Genomic DNA, 22018 nt, shown 5'->3' with positions numbered 1-22018 from the left:
GCGAAGCCCGTGCCCGGGGTTTCGGAGAAGGGGGCGCCGGGATGAGGATCGGGACGAATGGTCCCGCTCAGTGCTCCTCGGGGACGGCGTGCGAACGGCCGTCGGGGCTCTCGGCACGGGGCTCAGGGGGGAGCGGAGGCTTGCGGAGCGCCTTCAGTACCGAGCGGTAGGAGGCGCTCAGCGTCAGCTTCGTGCCGTCGCGCAGGGTGACGGCGTAGTCGCCGTTGAACCAGGGCTCGAGCTCCTTCACCCGCTCGATGTTCACGATCGTGGAGCGGTGGATCCGCAGGAAGCGGCGTCTGTCGAGCCGGGACTCGATCCCCTGCATCGTGTCGTGGTAGGTGTGCGCGGCCTTGCCGACGTGGAGGACGACGTTGTTGCGGGACGCCTCGACCCAGTCGATGTCGGCGGACTTCACGAAGAAGCTCCTTCCGTCCTCGCGGACGAGGAGCCAGAGAGGCGCCGCGCGCAGGGAGCGGAGCTCTTCGACGAGCGACGAGAGGCTCTCGATCGCGTCGCCCGCGGCCGCCGTCCGGAGGCGGGCGCGGATGCGCTCGAGCGTGGCCCGGAGCCTCTCCTGCCCGAACGGCTTCAGGATGTAGTCGAGGGCGTGCACGTCGAAGGCGCGCAGGGCGTACTGGTCGTAGGCGGTGACGAAGACGAGCGCAGGGACATCCCGCGGACCGAGCATCTCGAGGACGCCGAACCCGTCGAGGCCCGGCATCTGCACGTCCAGGAAGACGACGTCGGGCTTCAAGTCCTGGATCGCGACGACCGCGCGAAACCCGTCCCCGACCTCGCCGACGACCTCGACGTCGGGCTCGAGAGAGAGGAGGTTTCGAAGCCACTCGCGGGCGAGCGGTTCGTCGTCCGCGACCAGGGTCCGAAGTCTCATGGCGTCCTTTTCCGCGTGGCGGTCTCCTCCGGATACGCACCGAACAGGCCGCGGGTTTCGCCCGGGCGGGCGAAGGGAACGAGCAGGAGCGCCCGGAAGCCGTGCTCGCCCGCCGGGCCGGTCTCGAGCGAGGCCGCGTCCCCGCAGAGCTGCACGAGCCGGTTGCGCGCGTTCGAGAGGCCGACGCCGTCCGAGGGAGGGAGAGCCCCCCCGTCGGCGCCGGGGGCCTCGTCGCGAACCTCGACGGCCAGGGAAGGCCCGTCGCGCCACGCCGACACGGCGAGGGTCCCGGGTCCCGGGCACCTCGAGATGCCGTGCTTGACGGCGTTCTCGACGAGCGGCTGGAGGACGAAGGTCGGCACAGCGGCGCCGAGGGCCTCCTCGGTGACGTCGAAGGTCACGGTGAGCCGGTCCCGGAATCGGGTCTTCTCGATCTCGAGGTATCTCTTCAGGAAGTCGATCTCGCTCGAGAGCGGGGCGACGTGCGTCGCGTCGCTGGCGAGGCTCGCCCTGAGGAGGTCTCCGAGCTGAACGAGAGTCCGGGCCGCGGCCGCCGGATCGAGCCGGATCAGCGGCAGGATTCCGTTGAGCGTGTTGAACAGGAAGTGCGGGTGCAGCTGGGTCCTCAGCGCCGCGAGGCGGGCTTCCGCCAGCTGCGCCTCGAGGCGCGCCGATCGCAGCTCGGAGGCGCGGGCTCGCCGCGCCAGATCGAGGACGAGGAGGACCGACGCGAGGAGGAGGTAAGTGCCCGCCTCCGCGGGGAGCTCGCGCACGAGGCGGGAGGACAGGGCACCGGGCGCGAGGGTCCCTTCGAAGCGGACGCGCGAGAGAAGGGGCTGCGCGAGGACGACGACGAGGCCGGCGGTCGCCGCCGCGGCGGAGAGATGCACGGCAACGGCGACGAACGGCCTGCGGGAGAGAGGATGCCGCCGGTAGAGGAGGAGGATCGCCGGCGTCAGGAGCGCCCAGACCGTGGAGCGGACGAGCGAGGGGACGTAGAAGGCCACCGCGGAGGCGGCCGCCGGGGGTCTCCCGGCGATCGACCGCAGGTGCTCCTGGGAGCCGTAATAGAGGCCGGTGGCCAGCCAGAAGCCCGCGGCGAGCAGGGCGAACCGGACGGGCCGGTCGAGCAGGGGGGCCGATCGCGCGTGGAAGGGCCCCGCGGCCGAGGGCGCCCGGGCGGGGGCCCCGCCGGCGTGCGGCGCCGGTTCGGGAGCCGGGGAGGGCGGGACGGGCAGGTGTGGAAACCGAAGCAGGGCGTCGAGGTCTCCCGACGCGCTCCACGTCACCTGCACGGAATGCCGCGGGCCGAAGGCGCGCTCGAGCCGCTGCCTGGCGGCGGAGATCGCGGCGTCGTCGACCACGAACGACCCGGCGCCGGAAGAGGTGGGCGCCGAGCTCCGGACCCGGAGGACGACGTCCCCGCTCTCCATTCGGCCCGTCACCTCGAGGAAGGCCGCTCCGGGCCGCCGGAAGACGCCCGCCGCCAGCGCGGCCTCGACGAAGGGCTTCAGGACGAGCGCGGGGACCGCGGCGTCGAGGACACCGGGCGCGACGTCGATGAGGACCGACAGGCGGTCGGAGACGCGCATCTCCTCCAGGACGAGGAAGCAGCGGATGTACTCGGCCTCGTCGCGGACGGGGACGAGGCCGGACGCGCCGCGGCGGAACCCGAGCCTGAGAAGCGTGCCGAGGCGGACCACGGCGTCGCAGGCCGCGTCCGGGCGCGTCGCGACGAGCGGCAGGAGCGCGTTCAGCGTGTTGAAGAGGAAGTGGGGGTCCACGCGGACCCGCAGCGCCTCCAGGTGCGCCGCCGTCAGCTCGCGGCCGAGCGCGACCGCCGCCAGGCCGCGCCGCCTCTCGCGCCGGAAGAGCGCGAGCGCGGCCGCGGAGCAGACGAGGAGCGCGTAGATGAAGAGGATGTCGTGCAGGTTGTAGCGAAACGTCCGGCCGGTCCTGAGGAACACCGCCTCGAACGATTCGAGCGGTCGCACCGTGACGTGGAGGCCGATCTGCATGACGAGGACGGCCACGCCGCCGAGCGCGAAGGCCGTGGCCGCGTGCCAGAGGGCGGCGCGAAGCACCGTCCCCCTGCGGAAGGGGTGCCGTTCGAGGACGTGGAGGAGGATGGGCGCGAGCGCGGCGTACGAGACGTGGGCGAGGACGTTCGAGGCGGCGAGGATCCTGCGCGAGGAGAGCGTGACGCCCGTGGCGAGGAGGATCTCGGCGACGCCGAACAACGTCAGGACCAGAAGCACCCCGCAGAGCGTGACCCAGGCCATCCGGGGATGGTCGAGCCACGCGAGGAAGCGCTTTCCCCCGGTACCAGGTCCTCTCTCCGGGTGTCGGTCCACGTCATCTCCCCGGCGCGGACGCCTCAGGGGAGGAGTCTGGCGTCAGGGCGTGGCCGCGGGACCAGATACGGGACGAAAGGCACGATTCGGAGGACGAGAGGCCCGAAACGAAGGACGGATTGGTGAGCCCCTCGGGTGCCGCCCTGTTCCCTTGACCCCTTCAGGCGCCTCGGAGCCGGTTCCCGACCTTGCGCAGGGCGCCGGTCAGGAGCTGGGCTTCGCGCGGCGTGAGCCGGGCGCGCAGCAGCGGGGAGAAGAGCTCGAGGAGAACGGCGTCGTCGTCGCGTCCGAGGAATCCCGACGCGGAGAGGGTGGCCGCCAGCTCCTCGCGGAGCCGACGCAGGGAGGAGGCCCCGGCCGGGGCCGGGACCGCGGAAGCTCCGGCACGCGGCGCAGCGCCCCCGGCCGCCAGGAGCGCGAGGGAGCTCGCCACGGCCTGCGCCAGGTTCAGGACCGGGAAGCCAGGGCGCGTGGGGATGGCGAGCCGCCCCGCGGCGCGGCGCACCTCCTCCGTCGTCAGGCCCGAACGCTCGGGGCCGAAGGCGAGGACGACGCGGCCCTCCCGCGCCGCCCGTCGCGCCGACGCCCAGGTCCAGGCGGGAGGGAGGCCCCGGACGTTCCTCCCCCGAAGCGACGAGAGCGCCAGGAGCGCGGAGGTCCCCTCCTCGGCCTCGTCCCACGAGCTGAGTCGAGGTGCCGTTTCGAGGAGGTCCTCGGCTCCGGAAGCGAAGGCCCGGGCGTCCTCGTGGGCGGCGTCGGTCCGCGGCTCCAGGAGGAGTAGCCCCGCGCCGAACGCCTTGCAGGCGCGTGCGGCCGAGCCGAGGTTCCCGGGGCTGTGGGTCCGCGCGAGGAGGACGTCGACGCTCACGCCTGCATCATCTTCCAAAGGAGAGGGCGGCTCGTCCAGAATGCCCGCCATGGCACGTGAAAGAACCGAAGGGGAGCAGAAGGCGGTCGAGACGATTCTCAGGGCCCTCGCCCACAACCTCCAACGCCTCCAGGAAGAGGCGGAAATGCAGGCGCTCAGGGGCGAGGTCGACGCCGGCGTGCAGAAGGGCCTCGCGATGGCCCTGCGCGAGACGAACAACATGCTCCCGCGGCGCAAGAGGGTGAAGTGAGCGGAGCGGGCGGGCCATGAGCGAGGTGACGAGGAAGATCGACGCGGCGGTTGCGGATCCGGACGTCCCCCACGCCGGGGGCGTGGAGGAGCTCGTCCCGCTCGACCCGGACCACCCGGGCTTCAAGGACGAGGTCTACCGGGCGCGGCGTAACGCCATCGCGCGCCTCGCTCTCGAGTACCGTGAAGGGGACCCGCTGCCGCACGCGGAATACACCGGGGAGGAGCACGCCGTCTGGCGGACGGTCTGGGCGCACCTCGCCCCGCTCCACGAGAAAGCCGCGTGCCGGGAATGGAAGGAGAGCTCCGCCGCGCTCGCGCTCGATCGCGAGCGGGTGCCGCAGCTGGCCGAGGTGAACGCGTCGCTGAAGCGGGGAGCGGGCTTCCGGATGCTCCCGGTGGCCGGCCTCGTCTCGGGTCGGATGTTCCTCGGAATGATGGGAAAGGGGGTCTTCCTCTCGACCCAGTACATGAGGCACCACTCCGTGCCGCTCTACACGCCGGAGCCCGACGTCGTCCACGAGCTCGTGGGGCACGCCGCGAGCCTGTTCCACCCCGGGATCGTGAAGCTCTCCCGCCGCTTCGGCGAGGCGGCGTGGCGCGTCGACGACGCCGCGCTGAAGCGTCTCGAGTACCTCTACTGGTACACGCTCGAGTTCGGCCTCGTGGAGGAGGACGGAGTGCGCAAGGCGGTCGGGGCGGGGCTCCTGTCGTCGTTCGGCGAGCTCGGGGACTTCGAGACGCACGCAGAGATCCGGCCGCTCGACTGCGACGAGGCGGCGTCGATCCCCTACGACCCGACGAGGTACCAGAAGGTCCTCTTCGTCTCGCCCTCCTTCGAGCGGATGGTGGAGGACGTCTCCACCTGGCTCGAGCGGCAGTGACGCCCGCGATGCCGCGCCTGATCGACCTCTCGCCGCCGCTCTCGTCGCGCCTCGCCGTCTGGCCGGGGGACGTGGCGTTCTCGAGGGCCGTGACGTCTCACCCGGACGGGACGACGTTCTCCTCGATCGCCACGACGCTCCACGTCGGCTCCCACGCCGACGCCCCGCTCCACATGGTGCCCGGGGCGCCGTCGATCGACGCGGTCGCGCTCGAGACCTGGATCGGCCCGTGCCAGGTCGTCGAGGCGCGCGTCGGGCCGCGAGGGCGCGTCCGTCTCGAAGACCTCGCCGCGCCTCCGGCGGCGCCGCGGCTTCTCGTGAAGACGGGGACGTTCCCCGATCGCGAGCGGTTCTCGGGCGACTTCGCGGGGCTGGCCGCGTCTCTCGCCGGGGAGCTGGCCGACCGGGGCGTCGTTCTCGTCGGAATCGACACGCCGTCCGTCGACCCGTGCGAGGACGAGACGTTCGAGGCCCATCGGGCGCTCGTGGGTGCCGGCATCGCCTGGCTCGAGGGGCTCGTTCTCGCACACGTCTCGCCGGGCCTTTACGACCTCGTCGCGCTGCCGCTCCGGATCGAGGGGGGCGACGGCTCCCCGGTGCGCGCGGTTCTCGTCGCGCCCTGAGGCTCCCGGGTCTTTCCGCCGCGACGCCGAAAAGCTGCGAAGATAAGGGGTTGGGCATGCGACGTGTCGACAGCCTGAAGCGCCAGATGCTGCGCGACGCCGTCCGGGAGAACCTGGAGGTGATCGAGGGCCGTGCCCCGGCGGGCCTTCGCAGGGGGGGGCGGTGGGCGCGGGCCGGCGTTCGCGCCGTGGCGCTGGTGGGAGTCCCCCTCGCCCTGTTCGCCTCGATCAACGCCTTCTCCGGTGGAGGGGCCTCCTCGCCGGAGGTCGTCGTCGTCCCGCAGCGGACGATCGTCCCGTCTCCGGCGGAACCCGGCCTGGAAGCCGTCTCCTGGCCCGCACCGAAGTCGATCGACCCGACGCTCTTCCACCTCGACGTGAAGACGATCGTCCTCGATGCCGGGCACGGCGGGACGGACCCCGGCGCCTTGACCGCCGACGGCCTGCCCGAGAAGGAGATCGCACTCGACGTCGCCGAGCGGTTGCGGGGCAAGCTGGGCGGCGGCCTGTTCCGCGTCGTCATGACGCGGGAGGGCGACGAGACCGTCTCGCTCCGGGAGCGCGCCCGGCGGGCCCGGGACGCGGGGGGGGACGTGCTCGTCTCGATCCACCTGAACTCGATCCCGCGCGCCGGCGAGGGCGGCATCGAGACGTACTTCCTCGGCCCGACCGACGACCCGGTGATCCGGCAGCTCGCGAGTACCGAGAATCGCTCGTCGGGCTATTCTCTTTCCGATTTCAGGGGACTTCTGGAAGGGGTCTACGTGGACGTGCGCCAGGCGGAGTCGAGAAAGCTCGCGGAGTCGGTCCAGGGCGAGCTGGTCGCCTCGCTCCGGAAGATCTCACCCGGGGTCGGGGACCGGGGCGTCAAGAGCGCCCCGTTCGTCGTCCTCATCGCTTCCGAGATGCCGGGAATCCTCGCGGAGGTCTCCTGCGTCTCGCACGCGGAGGAGGCGCGCCTCCTGCGGGACGAGGCGTTCCGGGAGACCATTGCCGATGCGCTCGCGCGGGGGGTGCGCGCCTGGGCGGACGCACGAAACCTCGCGGGAGCGGGAAGGAGCGGGAACGGATGAGCGGGAAGAAGGACGTCTTCCACGTCGGGATCGACCTCGGCACGTCGCGCAGCGCGATCGCCGCCTCGAACGGGGAGCACCACGTGGTGGAGAGCTACGTCGGCTGGCCGGTGGACATGGTCGCGCGAAAGGTCGTCAAGAAGGCGGTCCTCTTCGGGCACGAGGCTCTCGAGAACCGGCCGATGCTCGACCTCCACCGCCCGCTGGAGCGGGGCCTCATCAAGGAAGGCTCCCCCAAGGCCGAGGCGGCCGTGCGGGAGCTCCTCGCACACCTCATCGAGAGGGCGGGCGGGGCCGGCAAGACCGTCCACGCGGTCGTCGGGGTCCCGGCCGAGGCGATGCGCGTCTCGCGGCAGCACCTTCGCAACGCCGTGAAGGGGGTGGCCGACAGCCTGCTCCTCGTCTCGGAGCCCTTCGCCGTGGCCTACGGAATGGACGCGCTGCTGCACACGATGATCATCGACATCGGCGCCGGGACGAGCGACTTCTGCGTGATGAACGGCCGCTACCCGACCGACGACGACCAGCGGACCCTCACCCACGCCGGCGACTCGGTCGACGAGCAGCTCGTCCTCCAGATCCGCGCCCGCCACCCCGAGGCGAATTTCTCGATCCACATGGTGCGCGACTGGAAGGAGAAGCACAGCTTCGTCGGCGAGCCGAAGGGGCCCGTCGTCGTCGAGGCGCCGGTCCGCGGAAAGCCGACGAGCCTCGAGATCACGGCCGAGATGAGGAAGGCGTGCGAGAGCCTCGTGGGGCCGCTCTCGGAGACGATGCTCGACCTCCTTTCGCGCGTCGACCCGGAGTACCAGCAGCGCGTGAGGAACAACATCGTTCTCGCCGGGGGCGGGTCGCAGATCCCCGGGCTCGCCGCGGCCCTCGAGCGGACGCTCGAGGACGTGGGGGGCGGAAAGGTCCGGGCCGTGGAAGACCCGGTCTTCGCCGGCGCCAACGGGTCCCTGGCCATCGCGGCGGACGCCCCCGAGGGCGACTGGGAGCGCCTCGCGGGATGAGCGGAGAAGACCTCACCGCCTCGCGCGTGAGGCGCATGCTGCCGTCGGTCTCCGAGGTCCTGAAGGAGCTGACGGCCCGTGCGCCGATCGAGCCGGAGATCGCCTTCCGCGCGGCCCGGGAGATCTGCGCCGAGGAGCTGAAGCGGATCCGGGACGCGGGAGGCGAGAGCATTCCGCTGGAGGACCTCGTCCAGCGCGCCTTCCTTCGGGCGACGGGCGCCGACGCGAACACCCCCCCGGCCCCGGCGCCGCCGTCCCCGTTCGTAGCCCCGCCTCCTCCGATCCCCGGGCCGGTGGCCCACGCGCCGGTCCCGGAGGCCCCGCAGGACGTGGAGGACCCCTTCAGCGAGACGACGGGCGCCATGGACCTGCGCTGGGATCGCGACGCGCGAGAGCCTTTCACCGAGTCGGCGGTCCCCGGCGCGCCCCTCACGAGCGGGCTTCCTGAAGCATTCCAGCCGACCGAAGTGGTCCCGCCGATCTCCTTCGCGGTCGAAACGGAGCCGTATCGGGAGGAGCGCCCGGAGATGCCGGTCCCGTTCGCGCTGCCCGCCGAAGACGCCCAGGGATCCACCGGACAGGAACCGGCGCCGGCGTCGATGGTGGACGCGATGATGGAGCCGGAGCCGGAGCCGGAGCCGGCGATGCCGGCGTTTTCCACCATAGAAGGCGGCGCCCAGGACGGTCCCGGAAACGAGACCCTCGCGCGCCTGTCGCGGGAGGCGAAGGCGATCGACCTCAATGCCGTATTCCCGAAAGGCCCCGTACCCGGCGCCGTCCCGTTCGCCCTTCCGCCGACGGAGCCGGAAGAGAGCCGGGCGGAAAGCCAGGAGCCGAAGCCATTCGAGGACGACGAAGACACCGTTCTGACGATTCCGCGCACGGGCCGGTCCGGCCGGCGCGAGGATGGGGGCGGGCTGCGCGTCGGGCTCGTCCTCGGGATCGTCGCGGGTCTCGTCGCGCTGGCCGGCCTCGGCTACCTCCTCGTCGGGCTCTGGGTCGAGAGGGACGCGACGCCGCCGCCGGTGGCGGAGGCGACCTCGTCGCCCGTTCCCGGGCCGGCAGGGCCGTTCGTCGGGGTGGCCGGCGGGAGCGAAGCGCCCGCCGCCTCTCCCGTCGTCGAGGGGGCGGTCCCCGCCACGACCGAGCCTGCTGTTCCCTCTGCCCCTGCGGACCCGACGGGAACGGGTGCCGCTGCGGGGGGAGCGGTCTTCGCGACGCCGAGCCCCTCACCCGCGTCGGCGGTCGTGCCGACCGTCGTCCCCGTCCCGGTCGCGCGGATCGCCCCGACCCCCGTCCAGGGTGTCGCTCCCGCCCCGGCTCCGGTCTCGACTGCTCCGATCCCGCCGGCGTCCGCGGCGGCTCGACAGAGCCGGGACGGGCTCGTCGTGACGAAGGACCGGGCCGGGCAGCCGCAGGTCTTCTCGATCCACTTCACCTCGTACAGGGACCGTGCGTCCGCGGAGCGCGACCTGAAGCGAGTCCAGGGCCTCGTCGGGCGCGAGGGCTACGTCGCCGAGGTCGACCTCGGAGAGAAGGGCGTGTGGCAGAGGGTCATGATCGGCGCCTTCGCGACGGCCCAGGACGCCAAGGCGGTGCGCGAGGAGCTCGTGGCGAAGGGGACGCGCGACATGGGATGGGTCTATCGGGTGGTCGGGCCCGAAGGTTCCCAGCGCCGCTGAGGACGGTGCGGGTGCGGCGTCTCCCGTGACGCGCAGCCGGACGGGGCCGCAGGGCGCTACGGGTTCGTCTGCCAGAGCTCGAGCGACGTCGGCAGGACGCGAACGTCGAGCTTCAGGAGGCCGACGATCGCCTGCGCGACGTCCTCGGGGTGGATCGCTTTCGCCGCGTCCTTCAGGAAATCTCCCCGGCGGGCCATGTCGGTGGCGACGGTCGAGGGGAGGATGCAGGTGACGCGGACGTCGTACCCGCGGACGTCCTGCAGCATCGCCTCGCTCAGGCCGGCGAGGCCGAACTTGGAAGCGCAGTAGGCGGCTCCCCCGGCGAAGCCCCGGCGGGCGGCGGTCGACGCGACGTTGACGACGTGGCCCCGGCGGCGGTGCTTCATTCCGGGCAGGATCGCGCGGGCCAGGAGAAACGGCCCCCGCAGGTTCACGGCGATCGTGTGGTCGAAGACGAGGGCGTCGAGCCGGTCGACCGGGCCGTGCGTGTAGACGCCGGCGTTGTTGACGAGGACGTCGATCGGGCCGAGCTGCTGCTCGGCGGCCGCCACACAGCGCGAGACGCTTCCTTCGTCGGAGACGTCGCCCGCCAGGACGGCGCTCTTCACGCCGAGGGCGTTCACTTCCTTCTCGACGGCGACGAGGTGGGCACCCGTCAGCCCCATGAGCGCGACGTGGGCCCCTTCACGGGCGAGCGCGAGGGCGACGGCCCGGCCGATGCCGCGGCCGGCGCCGGTGACGAGGGCGACGGAATCCCTGAGCTCCATCGGATTCCTCCGCGGACGATCTTATCCGGTCGCCGGACCGCGCGACGCAAGGCCGAGGAGGCGAGGTCGTTGCGACCGGGCCTGACCTGAGCCATGCTGCCTCCAGATGGCCCGGCGGCTGAGCGCGTTCGTTTTCGTGGCCCTCGCGGCGGCCCTCGTCGTCCTGCCGGCCCGCGGACAGATGGTGGACGTGCTTCGGGTCGAACGGTTGCCGGCGAGTCTCGCCGGGACCTGGGAGTTCGCGCTCGGGGACCCGCCGGGTGGCGTCGCCGAGCTGGACGCGCTGCCGTTCCGGCCCATTCCGGTTCCCGGTACCTGGCAGAGGGGGGGCGTCCCGGGTCACGGCACCGGCTGGTATCGGGTGACGTTCGATCTGGACCCTTCACTGGCGATCGTCCCGCTCGCCTTCGCCTGCCCCCAGATCCGGGACGCGGACGAAGTGTTTCTCGACGGTCAGCCGATCGGGCGGACGGGGGAGTTTCCGCCCGACTACGACAAGGGGACCGTCGTCGAGCGGATCTACGAGCTTCCCCCGTCGAGGACGGCGATTCCCGGCCGCCACACGCTCGCGGTGAGGATCTTCAACGCGGGCCCGCGGGGAGGCGGGATCACCGGCGAGCCGCGCATCGACTCCGTCTCGAGGGCCTTCCACGGCCGGGCGTTTCGCGAAGCGCCCCGGGCCTTCCTCGCGGCGGCCTTTGCAGCGCTCGGCCTCTTCTCGCTCTTCTTCTTCCTGCGCGACCGCGGGCAGGCCGACTTCCTCTACTTCTTCCTCACGACGACGGGGACGGCCGTCTTCATCGTCTCCTGGCTCTCTTTCTGGGCGATCTCCGGGCTGCCGCTCACGTTCCTGTTCCGCGTCGGGCACGCCGGAATGTTCGCCGTCCCCGCCATGACGCTCCTCTTGTACCTGAAGTTCTTCGAGCGGCCGCTCGCGCGACGCCACGTCGCCCTCCTCTCCGCGCAGGGAGCGGGAGCCGCGGCGTGTCTCCTCTGGCCCCGTGCCGACGACCTCTACTACCTCCTCCCGCTGGCCTTCGCTCTCGGCGCGACCGCCGCTGCCGACGTCGTCACCCACCTCGCCGTCGCAGCCCGGCGGCGTGCCCCGCACGCGCGGCTCGTCCTCGCCGCGACCGTCCCGGCCGCCGCCGCGGCCGCTTTCGACGGCGCGGGCGTCCTGGGCCTCGGAATCGGCGGCTCGGTGGAGTTCGCGCTCTCGGGGCCGGCCAGCTTCGTCCTGATGAGCTGTTTCCTCGCCGCGATGGCCGACCGGCTGGCGCGGCTGCGCCTGGCCGCCTCGACGGACCCGCTCACCGGGCTCGCGAACCGCGCCGTACTGTTCGACCGGCTCAGCCTCGAGATCGCGCGCGCCCGCCGGCACGCGCACCCTGTGGCGCTCGGCATCCTCGATCTCGACTCCTTCAAGCTCTTCAACGACCGCTACGGCCACGTGGCCGGGGATCGCCTCCTCGTCGCCGTCAGCCGGGCTCTCCTGGAGTCGATCCGCGACACCGACCTGGCCGCCCGCTTCGGCGGGGACGAGTTCGTCGTCCTCCTCCCGGAGGCCGACGCGACCCAGGCCGTGACCTGCCTGGAGCGGATCCGGCTTCGCATCGAGCGGGCGAGGGTCGCGGGAGCGGAGGAGGGCGACACCGCGTCGGCCGGAATCTCCGTTTTCGATCCCACCGTCCGGTCGAGCGTCTCGGTTTCGGCCTGGCTGCGGCAGGCCGATGCCGCCCTCTACGCGGCGAAGGCCGCCGGGCGCAACCGCGTCCTCGTCGCGCACGGAGCCCCTCCGGCCGCCTCGTCCGTGGGCAGCTCGGAGATCCGCGCCGCACCGGTGCGGCGCGCGCCCGGCACCTCCGACTGAGGCCGAGCGTGCCGCCCGCCGACTCCCGCCCCCCCCTCGGAGACGGAGCGCGTCTCCCGCGACTCCTGCTCGACGACGGAGCGGTCCTCGCCCTCGACAAGCCCTCTGGCGTCTCGATGGCGACCTCGAGCCGGCCCGGCAGGTCCGAGCCGGACGTCGTGGCCCGTCTCCTCGAGGCGTGCGGTCTCGCGGTCCCGCAGGTCCTTCCGCTCCTCGTCCACCGGCTCGACGAGGGAACGTCGGGCGTCGTCCTGCTCGCCAGGGACGCCGCGACGCACCGGCACCTCTCGAAGGCCTTCCAGGAGCGCGCTGCACGCAAGACGTACCGCGCGCTCGTCTGGGGGCACCCCGTTCCCTCGCGGGGCCTCGCCGACGCGCCGCTCGGGCGCGACCCCAGGGATGGCCGAAAGATGGCGGTGCGTGAAGGCGGAAAGCCGGCGGTCACCCGATGGACGACGCTGCGGCGCTACCCGTCGGTCGCCGACCTCGAGCTGACGCCGGAGACGGGGAGGACCCATCAGATCCGCGTCCACCTCGCGGCGAAGGGCCACCCGATCGTCGGCGACGACTTCTACGGAGGAGGGACCCGGTGGCGCGGGGTGCGCGATCCGGTCGCGCGCGGCGCCTTCGCCGCGGTCGCGCACCCGCTGCTTCACGCCGCCCGCGTCGTCGTCGCCTCACTGGGCCTGGACGTCGAGGCGCCGCTTCCCGCCGAGTACTCCGGGCTCCTGGCGCTCCTGGCGGGCTGAGACCGAACGCGGGCCGCTGCGGCTACTCGTACCGGAGCGCCTCGATCGGGTCGATCGAGGCGGCGCGCAGGGCAGGGTAGAAGCCCGAGAGGAGGCCGACGGCGCCGGAGACCCCGGTCGAGAGGAGAAGCGACCAGGCGGTGACGACGGTCGGCCAGCCCGCGGAGGCTGCGACGATTTTCGCGATCGCAACGCCCAGGACCACGCCGAGGATTCCTCCGAGGGCGCTCAGGGTGAACGCCTCGACGACGAACTGGACGAGGACGTCCCTGCGCCGCGCTCCGATCGCGCGCCGGATCCCGATCTCGCGCGTCCGCTCCAGGACCGTGGCGAGCATGATGTTCATGATCCCGATGCCGCCGACGAGAAGCGAGATCCCGGCGATGCACCCCATGACGACGTTGAAGAGCCGCTGAGTTCTCTGGCTCTGCGCGAGGAGCGCCTCCGGGACGACGATCTCGAAGTCGGCCGCGCCGCCGTGGAGGCGGTCGAGGAGGGCGGACGCGAGCCGTGCGGCCTCGGACGGAGACGTCCCGTCCTCGAGCTTCACGACGAGCTCGGAGAGGGGCGACTCGAGAGGGTCGCGGTCCAGCTTGCGAAGAACCGTCGTGTAGGGGACGAGGATCTCGTGGGCGGTGGAGCCGACGGGGACCCCCTGGAACGAGTCGCCACCGGACCCTGAGGGCTCGAGGACCCCGACGACGGTGAACCAGACGTCGTTCACCTTCAGCTCACGGCCGAGGGCGGGCTCCCAGCCGAAGAGGTCCCGCCGCGCGCCGTCGCCGAGGACGCAGACCTGGGCGTGGCGCTCCTCGTCCGCCTTCGCCAGGAACCGCCCGGCGGCCAGCGGGAGGGAGACGAGGTCGGCGTGCCGGAAGGAGACGCCGGAGACTTTCGCCTCGCTCTTCCCGCCGCGAGCCCTCACGCTCCAGGGATTCACCTTCACGCGCGGGCCGGTGAAGGCGACCCCGGGAACCGCCTCCTCGATCCCCGCCGCGTCCCTGAGGGACACGCCGATCGACTTCTTCCGGACTTCCTGCAGCTCGTCGGTCCGGTACTCCTTCGCCCTCACGAGGAGGTTCGAGATTCCCATTCGGCGGATCATCTCGAGCGCCTGGCGCTCGGCGCCCGCGCCGATGGAGAGCATCGCGATGACCGCGCCGACGCCGAAGATCATCCCGAGCATCGTCAGGATCGAGCGGAGCTTGTGGGCGGCGAGGCTCTCGAGGGCCCGCAGCAGCGATTCACGGAAGCTCACGAGCCTCCTCCGACGGGGCCGGCGGCCGCCGGCGGCGACGCCGGGGCCTCCGGGCGCGCCTCCGGGTCGACGAGGGCGATGACGTCCCCTTCCGCCAGTCCAGAGGCGACGGCGACCCGCCCGAGGGCGGAGGTGCCGAGCGTGACCGGCACGGCGGAGAGCTTTCCGCGCACGCGCCGGAAGACGACGGTCTTTCCTCCCCGCTCGAAGACCGCGTGACGCGGGACGACCAGCGCGTCCTTCTCGCTGCCCAGGTCGAGGATCGCGACGACGCGCTCTCCCGGCTTCATCCGGGCGGGGTCGGTCGAGGCGAGCGAGAGGACGGCGCCGAAGTACTGGATCGGGACGTTTCTGAGGCGCGGACGGGCCAGGGCGTCGACCGACGTCACCGTCGCCGCGACGGGCGCCCCGGTGTGAGCCTCCTGAGCGATGGTCGCGGCGCGACCGGGAGCGAGCCCCCCGGCGTCGGCCTCGAGGACCCAGATCTCGGCCTCGAGCTTCGTCAGGTCCGGGATCTCCGCGAGCGTCTGCCCGCTCCAGACGACCTGTCCGACCTGGGGCAGGTCTCCGCGCCAGTTCCGCTTCAGAACCGCGATGCCGTCGTGAGGGGCCTTCAGCTCGAGGGCCGCCAGCTCGCGCTCGGCCTTGTCGATCTTCAGCTGCGCCTTCCTGCCGTCGAGGGCCGTCAGCTCGCCACTCGTCTTCGCGAGTCCCTCGCGTTCGCGTCGGGAGGCGACCGCGTGGCGCTCCTTCTGCGTCGCGAGGCCCACGTCGATGTCCGCCTCGATGATCTCGTGCCGGGAGAAGAGCTCGGGGTCGCGGCTCTGGAACGTCTCGGCCGTCGTGCGCTCGCGGCGCGCCTGCTCCTCATCACGCCAGAGGTTCGCGACGAGCGCCCCCGATTCGGCATCGTTCTTCTCTCCCAGACGATCTGCGGTGGCCCTTTCCGCCCGGCCGTCGGCGAGGAGCTTCACGGTCTGCGAGGGGTCCAGCCTGACGACGACGTCACCCGTCTTGACGGCGGTCCCGTCCTCGATCATCCAGCCGACCTTGAGGCTCACGTCGTTGCCGGGGACGCGTACGGGCGTGGCCTCCACCGCCTTCAGGATGCCCTCGGCCCGGACGGTCCGGCCGAGCGAGGCCTTCTTCACGACGAAAAGCGGCACGGCGGCCTCCGTGCCCGGGCGCAGGGCGGCGGCACCGAGGGCGAGGGCGACAAGGCCCCCGACGGCGAGGCCCGCGAGGAGCCGGCGCTTCACGAGGAAGCTTCCTTCGGCGAGGACGGCGCGACCCTGAGGATGGCGGAGCCCTCGGCGAGGCCCGAGCGGATCTCGACCCACTCGTCGTTTCGGCGGCCGACGGTGACCTGGACCCGGCGGGCGCCGCTCCCCTTCGGGACCCAGACGAACGGGCCCGCTTCGGTCGGGACGACGGCGTCGGACGGGACGACGAGGGCGCGTGGGACTCGTCCCGTCTCGACGCGGCCCCGGATCCGCATCCCGGGCTTCATCTTCTCGGGATCGACCTTCTCCAGGGCGACGGAAAGCCGCGCGACCTTCAGGGGCACCTGGGGCGAGGCGCGCTGGACCGTCCGCTGGACCGTGCGGATCCTCCCGCGGAACTCGGTATCCGGGTGCGCATCGAGCCGGAGCGAGACGGCGGCCCCTTCCGCGACGAGCCCGGCGTCGGCCTCGTCCACGTCGCCCTGGACTCCGAGGCGGGCGAGGTCGGGGACCTCCAGGACCTTTTCGCCGAACCAGCAGCCGTCCCCGACCTTCTTCTTTTCGCCGTTCCAGTTCGGAACGTGGAGGACCGTGCCGGCCCGAGGGGAGAGGATCGTCATCCTCTCGATCGTGACCGCGAGCTCTCCGGCACGAAGCGCGGCCCGGCGCCGTCTCCCCTCGAGGATCGACAGCTCGGCCCGGGCGGCGCGCTCGGCGGCCTCGAGACGCCGGTTCACCGACGCGACCTCGGCCGAGGCGAGGTCGCGGTCGAATCGTGACTTCCGGAGCTCGTTCGCGCCTGCGACCTCCGCCGGCACGTCGACCTTCAGCGTGGCCTTCGCGTGTCGTGCCTGGGCCTGGGCTCGCTGCAGCTCGAGGTCGCCGCGAGAGAGGGCGAGGCCGCGCCTGCGCCGCTCGATCTCCTTGCCAGCGGACTCGGACTCGGCCTTCTTCTCTTCGAGCTGCTGCCTCAGATTCGTCGTGTCGAAGCCGAGGACCGGCTGGCCCTTCTTCACCGGCACCCCCTCGGGGGCGAGGAAGGAGATCCGGTAGTCCCAGACCTCGGGGAGCTTCACGGGGCCGATCGCCTCGGCGTCGAGGGCGGCGAGCTCGCCCTTGAGCTCGACCGTCAGGACGAGGTCTCGCCTTTCGGCCTTCGACCGGCGGGCGGCCGTGAGGTCGGGAGCGGCGAAGGGGGTCGGACGGGCCTGGGAAGGGGCGGTCGCGCCGCCGGGAGGGACCTCGGCGCGAACGGACATTCCCGGGCGGAGACCCGAGAGATCGCCGCCCGTCACCTCGACGAGGACGCGGAAGGCCATGCGGGGCGATCCGCGGCCGACCGGCTGGGCGACCGGGGCGATCGACGCGACCCGGGCCGGAAGGCGGCGATCCGGGAAGGTGTCGGGTACGACGGCGGCCCTGTCCCCGACGCGGATGCGTCCGTCGTCGACGTCGAAGAGGAGGGCTTCGACCCGGAGCGCATCGAGGTCTGGAATGCGCGCGAGGGTCATCCCGGGCCAGAGCGTGTCGCCCGTCAGGAGCTTCTTGCGCTCCCTCGGGTTCTCTCCCACGACGAAGACCCCGTCCTTGGGGGCTCGCAGCGTGAGCGCAGCGACGCCCGTCTCCAGCTTGTCGCGCTCGCTCCGGGCCCGTTCGAGGGCGATGAGCTTCGCGGCGCGGTCGGCCGACGCAGCCGTCCGGTAGGACGCGAGGTCCTCCGCGGCCTTGGCGAGCTCGGTCTCGGCCCGCTTCAGCGCGAGCTGCTTCTCCTCGTGGTCCCGGCGCGACCGGAGCTGGGCCGGGATCTCCGCGTCGATGCGGGCCTTCTCGACGTCGGTGCGGCGCGCGAGGACCGCCTGCTCCTTCGCGAGCGTCGTCCCTTCGCGGTCGGCGTCGAACCGGACGAGCTCGGTCTCGGCCTCTACGGCGGCGATCCGCTTCTGCTCGAGGTCCGACGTCAGCCCGGTGGCGTCGAACTCCGCGACCCTGTCGCCCTGCTTCACCACGGCCCCGTCCTCGGCGAGGAACCGGAGCTGGAGGGCCCAGAGGGGGGTCTCCGGCACGAAGAGGTCGGCCGAGCGGACCGCGGCGAGCTCTCCCGTCAGGAGGAGGCGATCGACCGGCGGGCTCGCTGGCGGAGCGGCCGGGGCGCCCCGGGCAGCGGACGCCTTCCGGCACCCGGGAAAAACGCTCGCGGCGGCCAGCAGGAGAACCGCCGCGAGCGCAAGCCGGGAGAGGTCGGCGCGTTTCACGTCTCGGAGGTTTATACGGGACAGGGCCCCGCAGCGTTGCGCCGCTCCGGTACGATTGCCCGGATGAGAGAACGCGCTGCAGGGCTCCTCCTCCACCCGACGTCCCTTCCGGGCCGCTACGGCATCGGCGACCTCGGGCCGGAGTGCGACGCCTTCCTCGACTGGGCGGCCTCGGCCGGGCAGACCGTCTGGCAGGTCCTGCCGCTCGGGCCGACGGGCTACGGGAACTCGCCTTACGGCACGCTCTCGGCCTTCGCGGGCAACCCGATGCTCCTCTCGCCCGAGCTTCTCGTCGCCGACGGGCTCCTCCCGGGCTCGGCGCTCGAGCACGTTCCGGGCTTTCCGGAGCACCAGGTCGACTTCGAGCGGGTGTTCGCGTGGAAGGACGGGCTTCTGCGCGAGGCGTGGAGGCGCTTCCGCGCCGACGGGCCCGGCCACCTGAGGGCCGAGCTCCAGGGGTTCGGCGAGGCGCCGGCCCAGAAGTACTGGCTGCCCGACTGGGCCCTCTTCATGGCGCTGAAGGCGCGATACGGCGGAGCGGCGTTCCGGGAGTGGCCCGAGGAGCTGCGCCGCCGCGAGCCCGCGGCCCTGGCGCGCGCCGAGCGCGAGCTGGCCGACGACGTCGCCTGGCACGTCTTCCTGCAGTTCCTCTTCTTCCGGCAGTGGGACCGCGTAAAGGAGGCGGCGCACGCACGGGGGATCCGGGTCCTCGGCGACATCCCGATCTACGTCTCTCCCGACAGCGCCGACGTCTGGTCGCACCCCGAGATCTTCGAGCTGGACGAGGCGGGCGACCCGGTGCGCGTGGCGGGGGTCCCGCCCGACTACTTCAGCAAGACGGGGCAGCTCTGGGGGAACCCGCTCTACCGCTGGGACGTCCTCGAGCGGGACGGCTTCCGCTGGTGGGTCGAACGCCTCCGGGCGAACCTGCGCCTGACGGAGCTCCTCCGGCTCGACCACTTCCGCGGGTTCGCGGGCTACTGGGCCGTGGCGGCGGGGGAGGAAACGGCCATCGGCGGGATCTGGGAGCCGGGGCCGGGACGGAAGCTCTTCGACGCCCTCTCGGCCGAGCTCGGAGAGCTCGACCTCGTCGCGGAGGACCTCGGTGAGATCACGCCCGACGTGACGGCGCTCGTCCAGGATCTCGACCTCCCGGGAATGAAGATCCTCCAGTTCGCCTTCGACGGGAACGACCAGGACTACCAGCCGCACAACCACGTTCCGAACGGCGTCGTCTACACCGGGACCCACGACAACGACACGACGCGGGGCTGGTGGGAGAAGGTCGACGACGCGACCCGCCACCGCGTCCGGGCCTACCTCGGCGGCGACGGCACCGACCCGATCGGCCTCCTCGTCCGGGCGGCCTACGCCTCCGTGGCCTTCCTCGCCGTCCTCCCCGTGCAGGACGTCTTCGGACTCGGGAGCGAGGCGCGGATGAACACGCCGGGACAGGGGGCGGACAACTGGGGCTGGCGGGCGCGCGCGTGGGACTTCAACGCCGATCGCGCCGGCTGGCTGCGCGAGCTGGCAACGCTGACGGGGCGCTTCCGGCCGCGGGAGAACGAGAGCGGAAGCGAGAACGGAAACGGCGATCGGGGCTGACGCGCGGCGCTTCAGCCCCCGCCCGCGCCGCTCCCGCCGCCTCCGTCCCGGGGGACCTCGCCCGCTCCCTCGATCCGCTTCCGCGCCCGCGACCGCACGGAGGGCCTCTTCTTCGCCCGCAGGCGGGTCTGCAGCCGGAAGTGCTCGACCGCCCGCCCGGGCTTGACGTCGTCTCCCCACCTCTTGCGCAGGTCGTGGAGGTGCCGCGCCGTGAAGAGGTAGAGGTCGGCCTCGGTCCTCCCCGCGAAGTCGGCGAGGATGCCGCTGGCCCGGATCGTCCTCGTCATCGGCGCGAACAGCGTCTCGTACCAGGACCGGACCGCCTCTTCCCAGGAGACGTCGCGCGCGAGGTCGAGCCCGAGGAAGTAGCGGTGGACCGCGACGTGGTCGAGCATCTCGGCGTAGTCGCCCGGGTGCGTCACGCGGAACTCGTCGGGCGACGAGGGGACGAGGCCGGTCGTCTCGAGGAAGTCGCCGAGCCCCTCCTTCTGCAGGACGTCCTCGGGAGAGGCGTCGGCGGAAAGCGGGACGGGAGTGAGGAACTCCAGGACGTGCGCCTCGATCGACGGTGCTCCGAGGGAGCGCGCCACCGAGATCCGGTGGTGGCCGTCGACCGCGAAGTAGGCGTCGCCCACCTGGTAGAGCTCGACGAGAGGGAATCCCGCCGCCCCGACGGCGAGGTCGCGGACGTCTTCCCAGCGCTCCCGCAGCGACTCGGACCTGGGGAGGAACGCCCGGTTGAACTCTCCGCGCCGGCCGAACGTCCCGACGATCTGCCCGAGAGGGACGTCCCGGGTCCCCCGGTCGACGACGCGCCGGAGCTTCAGCCGGTCGCGGACGTCCTCGAACGGCAGGAGGTCCCGCGGCCTCTGGCGGACGAGGGCCAGGAGGTCCTGCATGACGGCGCCGAGCCGCGCGGCGTCGAAGCCGCTCACGAGGCCCCCCGTTCGATATCCTTCCCCCGGGCCGTGGCCCGGAGGTCTCCATGCGTTCTCTTCGACTCCTGCTCGCTCTCCCGATGGCCCTGGCGGCGCTCACCTGCGGGCACCGGTCGACGGCCGAGCGCGACACCGTACCGGTTCCGGCACGGTCCCAGGCAACCGCGTGGAACCACGCCTGGGCGCACGGCGCCGTGTTCTACGAGGTCTTCGTCAGGAGCTTCCAGGACTCGGACGGGGACGGAAAAGGCGACATCAACGGACTGATCTCCCGCCTCGATTTCCTCAACGACGGCAAGCCGGAGACGACGACGGACCTGGGCGTCGACGCCCTCTGGCTCATGCCGGTCTTCGAGTCCCCCAGCTATCACGGCTACGACACCACCGACTACGGAAGAATCAACCCGGACTATGGCACGAACGCCGACTTCCTGAGGCTCCTCGACGAGGCGCACCGGCGAGGGATCCGGGTCATCGTCGACTTCGTCGTCAACCACAGCGGTTCCGGGCACCCGTGGTTCGTCTCCGCCGCCTCGTCGCCGGAGTCGCCCACTCGGGACTTCTACGTCTGGAGCCCGACGGACCCGGGCTGGAAGCAGCCGTGGGGCGGCAACACCGGGACCTGGCATCGCAGCGGTGACGCGTACTACTACGGGGTCTTCTGGGGTGGCATGCCCGACCTCAACTGGCGCTCTCCGGCGCTTCGCGAGGAGGTGAAGAAGCTCGCCTCCCTCTGGCTCGAGCGGGGCGTCGACGGCTTCCGCCTCGACGCGACGCGGTATCTCGTCGAGACCGGCGGCGGTCCGGGGCAGGCCGACACGCCCGAGACGCACGCGGCACTGAAGGAGCTCTCCGCGCACGTGCGGCGGGTCAAGCCCGGGGCGCTCCTCGTCGGCGAGAACTGGGCCGACACGAAGGTCATCGCGAGCTACTACGGCGCTCCTTCCGTTCCCGGCGGGGACGAGCTGCCGGCGAGCTTCAACTTCCCGCTGTCCGACCGGATCCTGCGCGCCGTGGCGGAGGGCAACTCCACGCTGATCGCCGGCAAGCTCGACGAGGTTCAGAAGGTCTATCCGAAGGGCGTCCTCGACGCGCCCTTCCTGACGAACCACGACCAGGTCCGCCTCGCCACGCAGCTCGGGAGAAACCCGGGCCGTCTCCGCAACGCGGCGGCGATCCTCCTGACGCTCCCGGGCGCGCCGTTCCTCTACTACGGCGAGGAGGTCGGGATCGAGAACGGCCCGACCGGCGGCGACGAGTCGAAGCGGACGCCGATGCCGTGGGACGCGACCCCCGGCGGGGGATTCACGACGGGGGCGCCGTGGTTCGGATTCGCTCCCGGCCGCGAGGCGGCGAACGTCGCGTCGCAGTCCGGCGATCCGGCCTCGCTCTTCTCTCACTACCGGAACCTGATCCGGGCGCGGAAGGCGGCCCCGGCGCTCGCGAAGGGAGAGCTCGTCCTGCTCTCCCCGGTGACGGGTGCGTCGTCCGCCCTGGCCTTCCTCCGCCAGAGCCCAGAGGAGACCGTCCTCGTCGTTCACAACCTCTCGGACGGATTCGTCTCGGCGGGGCCGTACGCGGTGGAGGGGACCTCGTTCGAGAGGGTCTTCGCGGACGGTGCCGCCGGTGATCCGAGCGGAGGTCCGGGGGCTGTCAGGGTGAATCTCCTCGCTCGCGGGACGGGAATCTGGCGGGTGCGATGAAGGGACTGAGAG

At 72.2% G+C, this 22018-nt stretch carries 18 protein-coding genes; 10 read left to right on the top strand and 8 right to left on the bottom strand.

Going from position 1 to position 22018, the window contains the following annotated elements:
• Nucleotides 1-67 precede the first annotated feature (67 nt).
• From IPN03_17640 to IPN03_17630, 3 genes are all read right to left on the bottom strand, one after another.
• The gene (locus IPN03_17640) at nt 68-895 is read right to left on the bottom strand and encodes a response regulator transcription factor (protein MBK9375487.1); all 828 of its coding nucleotides are present in this window, start codon (nt 893-895) and stop codon (nt 68-70) included.
• The gene (locus IPN03_17635) at nt 892-3249 is read right to left on the bottom strand and encodes a histidine kinase (GenBank protein ID MBK9375486.1); all 2358 of its coding nucleotides are present in this window, start codon (nt 3247-3249) and stop codon (nt 892-894) included. Before IPN03_17635 ends, IPN03_17640 begins: the two co-directional genes overlap by 4 nt.
• A gap of 160 nt (nt 3250-3409) precedes the next feature.
• Nucleotides 3410-4117: an RNA methyltransferase gene (locus IPN03_17630; protein ID MBK9375485.1), complete on the bottom strand. Its 708-nt coding sequence runs from the start codon at nt 4115-4117 to the stop codon at nt 3410-3412.
• 49 nt (nt 4118-4166) lie between these two features.
• On the opposite strand from IPN03_17630, the gene IPN03_17625 reads away from it, so the two are divergent.
• From IPN03_17625 to IPN03_17600, 6 genes are read left to right on the top strand one after another with little or no spacing between them, the layout of a single operon-like run.
• Nucleotides 4167-4367, top strand: coding sequence for a hypothetical protein (locus IPN03_17625; GenBank protein ID MBK9375484.1), 201 nt, complete (start codon nt 4167-4169; stop codon nt 4365-4367).
• A 16-nt stretch (nt 4368-4383) separates the two neighbouring features.
• Nucleotides 4384-5250: a phenylalanine 4-monooxygenase gene (locus IPN03_17620; GenBank protein ID MBK9375483.1), complete on the top strand. Its 867-nt coding sequence runs from the start codon at nt 4384-4386 to the stop codon at nt 5248-5250.
• 8 nt (nt 5251-5258) lie between these two features.
• Nucleotides 5259-5873 (top strand): cyclase family protein, encoded by a 615-nt coding sequence (locus tag IPN03_17615; GenBank protein MBK9375482.1) that lies wholly within the window; start codon nt 5259-5261, stop codon nt 5871-5873.
• 56 nt (nt 5874-5929) lie between these two features.
• Nucleotides 5930-6946: an N-acetylmuramoyl-L-alanine amidase gene (locus IPN03_17610; protein ID MBK9375481.1), complete on the top strand. Its 1017-nt coding sequence runs from the start codon at nt 5930-5932 to the stop codon at nt 6944-6946.
• Nucleotides 6943-7959 carry a rod shape-determining protein gene (locus IPN03_17605; protein MBK9375480.1) on the top strand — a complete coding sequence of 339 codons (1017 nt, stop codon included), beginning with the start codon at nt 6943-6945 and terminating at the stop codon, nt 7957-7959. The genes IPN03_17610 and IPN03_17605 overlap by 4 nt, the downstream gene beginning before the upstream one ends.
• Nucleotides 7956-9641, top strand: coding sequence for an SPOR domain-containing protein (locus IPN03_17600; GenBank protein MBK9375479.1), 1686 nt, complete (start codon nt 7956-7958; stop codon nt 9639-9641). Before IPN03_17605 ends, IPN03_17600 begins: the two co-directional genes overlap by 4 nt.
• A gap of 56 nt (nt 9642-9697) precedes the next feature.
• Here the strand turns inward: IPN03_17600 and IPN03_17595 are convergent, their stop codons facing one another.
• Complete coding sequence (locus IPN03_17595) at nt 9698-10408, bottom strand: SDR family NAD(P)-dependent oxidoreductase (GenBank protein MBK9375478.1); 711 nt, start codon at nt 10406-10408, stop codon at nt 9698-9700.
• 106 nt (nt 10409-10514) lie between these two features.
• Between IPN03_17595 and IPN03_17590 the strand changes: the two genes are divergently transcribed.
• Together IPN03_17590 and IPN03_17585 are read left to right on the top strand one after the other, a co-directional pair.
• A complete protein-coding gene (locus IPN03_17590; GenBank protein ID MBK9375477.1) occupies nt 10515-12278 on the top strand; it encodes a diguanylate cyclase in 1764 nt (587 codons plus the stop codon).
• Nucleotides 12279-12286: 8 nt separating this feature from the next.
• Entirely contained in the window at nt 12287-13027 is a 741-nt protein-coding gene (locus IPN03_17585) for an RluA family pseudouridine synthase (protein ID MBK9375476.1), read from the top strand.
• A gap of 22 nt (nt 13028-13049) precedes the next feature.
• Here IPN03_17585 and IPN03_17580 read toward each other — a convergent pair whose 3' ends face one another.
• From IPN03_17580 to IPN03_17570, 3 genes are read right to left on the bottom strand one after another with little or no spacing between them, the layout of a single operon-like run.
• Nucleotides 13050-14285, bottom strand: a complete 1236-nt coding sequence (locus tag IPN03_17580; protein MBK9375475.1) for an ABC transporter permease — start codon at nt 14283-14285, stop codon at nt 13050-13052.
• Entirely contained in the window at nt 14282-15544 is a 1263-nt protein-coding gene (locus tag IPN03_17575; GenBank protein MBK9375474.1) for an HlyD family efflux transporter periplasmic adaptor subunit, read from the bottom strand. The genes IPN03_17580 and IPN03_17575 overlap by 4 nt, the downstream gene beginning before the upstream one ends.
• Nucleotides 15541-17760, bottom strand: coding sequence for an efflux RND transporter periplasmic adaptor subunit (locus IPN03_17570; protein ID MBK9375473.1), 2220 nt, complete (start codon nt 17758-17760; stop codon nt 15541-15543). The genes IPN03_17575 and IPN03_17570 overlap by 4 nt, the downstream gene beginning before the upstream one ends.
• 63 nt (nt 17761-17823) lie before the next feature.
• On the opposite strand from IPN03_17570, the gene malQ reads away from it, so the two are divergent.
• Nucleotides 17824-19365 carry a 4-alpha-glucanotransferase gene (malQ, locus tag IPN03_17565; GenBank protein MBK9375472.1) on the top strand — a complete coding sequence of 514 codons (1542 nt, stop codon included), beginning with the start codon at nt 17824-17826 and terminating at the stop codon, nt 19363-19365.
• 11 nt (nt 19366-19376) lie between these two features.
• Here the strand turns inward: malQ and IPN03_17560 are convergent, their stop codons facing one another.
• Entirely contained in the window at nt 19377-20300 is a 924-nt protein-coding gene (locus tag IPN03_17560) for a hypothetical protein (GenBank protein ID MBK9375471.1), read from the bottom strand.
• A gap of 50 nt (nt 20301-20350) precedes the next feature.
• Between IPN03_17560 and IPN03_17555 the strand changes: the two genes are divergently transcribed.
• Complete coding sequence (locus IPN03_17555; protein ID MBK9375470.1) at nt 20351-22006, top strand: alpha-amylase; 1656 nt, start codon at nt 20351-20353, stop codon at nt 22004-22006.
• Nucleotides 22007-22018 lie beyond the last annotated feature (12 nt).

The sequence above is a fragment of the Holophagales bacterium genome, assembly GCA_016719485.1.
Lineage (GTDB): Bacteria > Acidobacteriota > Thermoanaerobaculia > UBA5066 > UBA5066 > UBA5066.
Note: the sequence above shows the minus strand (reverse complement) of the source record. Positions and strands in the feature narration are given on the sequence as shown.

Excerpts from the sequence above, each read along its gene's own strand:
- IPN03_17605 (MBK9375480.1), top strand. The coding sequence starts at position 6,943 with ATGAGCGGGAAGAAGGACGTCTTCCACGTCGGGATCGACCTCGGCACG.
- malQ (MBK9375472.1), top strand. The coding sequence starts at position 17,824 with ATGAGAGAACGCGCTGCAGGGCTCCTCCTCCACCCGACGTCCCTTCCG.
- IPN03_17590 (MBK9375477.1), top strand. The coding sequence starts at position 10,515 with ATGGCCCGGCGGCTGAGCGCGTTCGTTTTCGTGGCCCTCGCGGCGGCC.
- IPN03_17610 (MBK9375481.1), top strand. The coding sequence starts at position 5,930 with ATGCGACGTGTCGACAGCCTGAAGCGCCAGATGCTGCGCGACGCCGTC.
- IPN03_17555 (MBK9375470.1), top strand. The coding sequence starts at position 20,351 with ATGCGTTCTCTTCGACTCCTGCTCGCTCTCCCGATGGCCCTGGCGGCG.
- IPN03_17640 (MBK9375487.1), bottom strand. The coding sequence starts at position 895 with ATGAGACTTCGGACCCTGGTCGCGGACGACGAACCGCTCGCCCGCGAG.
- IPN03_17600 (MBK9375479.1), top strand. The coding sequence starts at position 7,956 with ATGAGCGGAGAAGACCTCACCGCCTCGCGCGTGAGGCGCATGCTGCCG.
- IPN03_17595 (MBK9375478.1), bottom strand. The coding sequence starts at position 10,408 with ATGGAGCTCAGGGATTCCGTCGCCCTCGTCACCGGCGCCGGCCGCGGC.
- IPN03_17615 (MBK9375482.1), top strand. The coding sequence starts at position 5,259 with ATGCCGCGCCTGATCGACCTCTCGCCGCCGCTCTCGTCGCGCCTCGCC.
- IPN03_17625 (MBK9375484.1), top strand. The coding sequence starts at position 4,167 with ATGGCACGTGAAAGAACCGAAGGGGAGCAGAAGGCGGTCGAGACGATT.
- IPN03_17620 (MBK9375483.1), top strand. The coding sequence starts at position 4,384 with ATGAGCGAGGTGACGAGGAAGATCGACGCGGCGGTTGCGGATCCGGAC.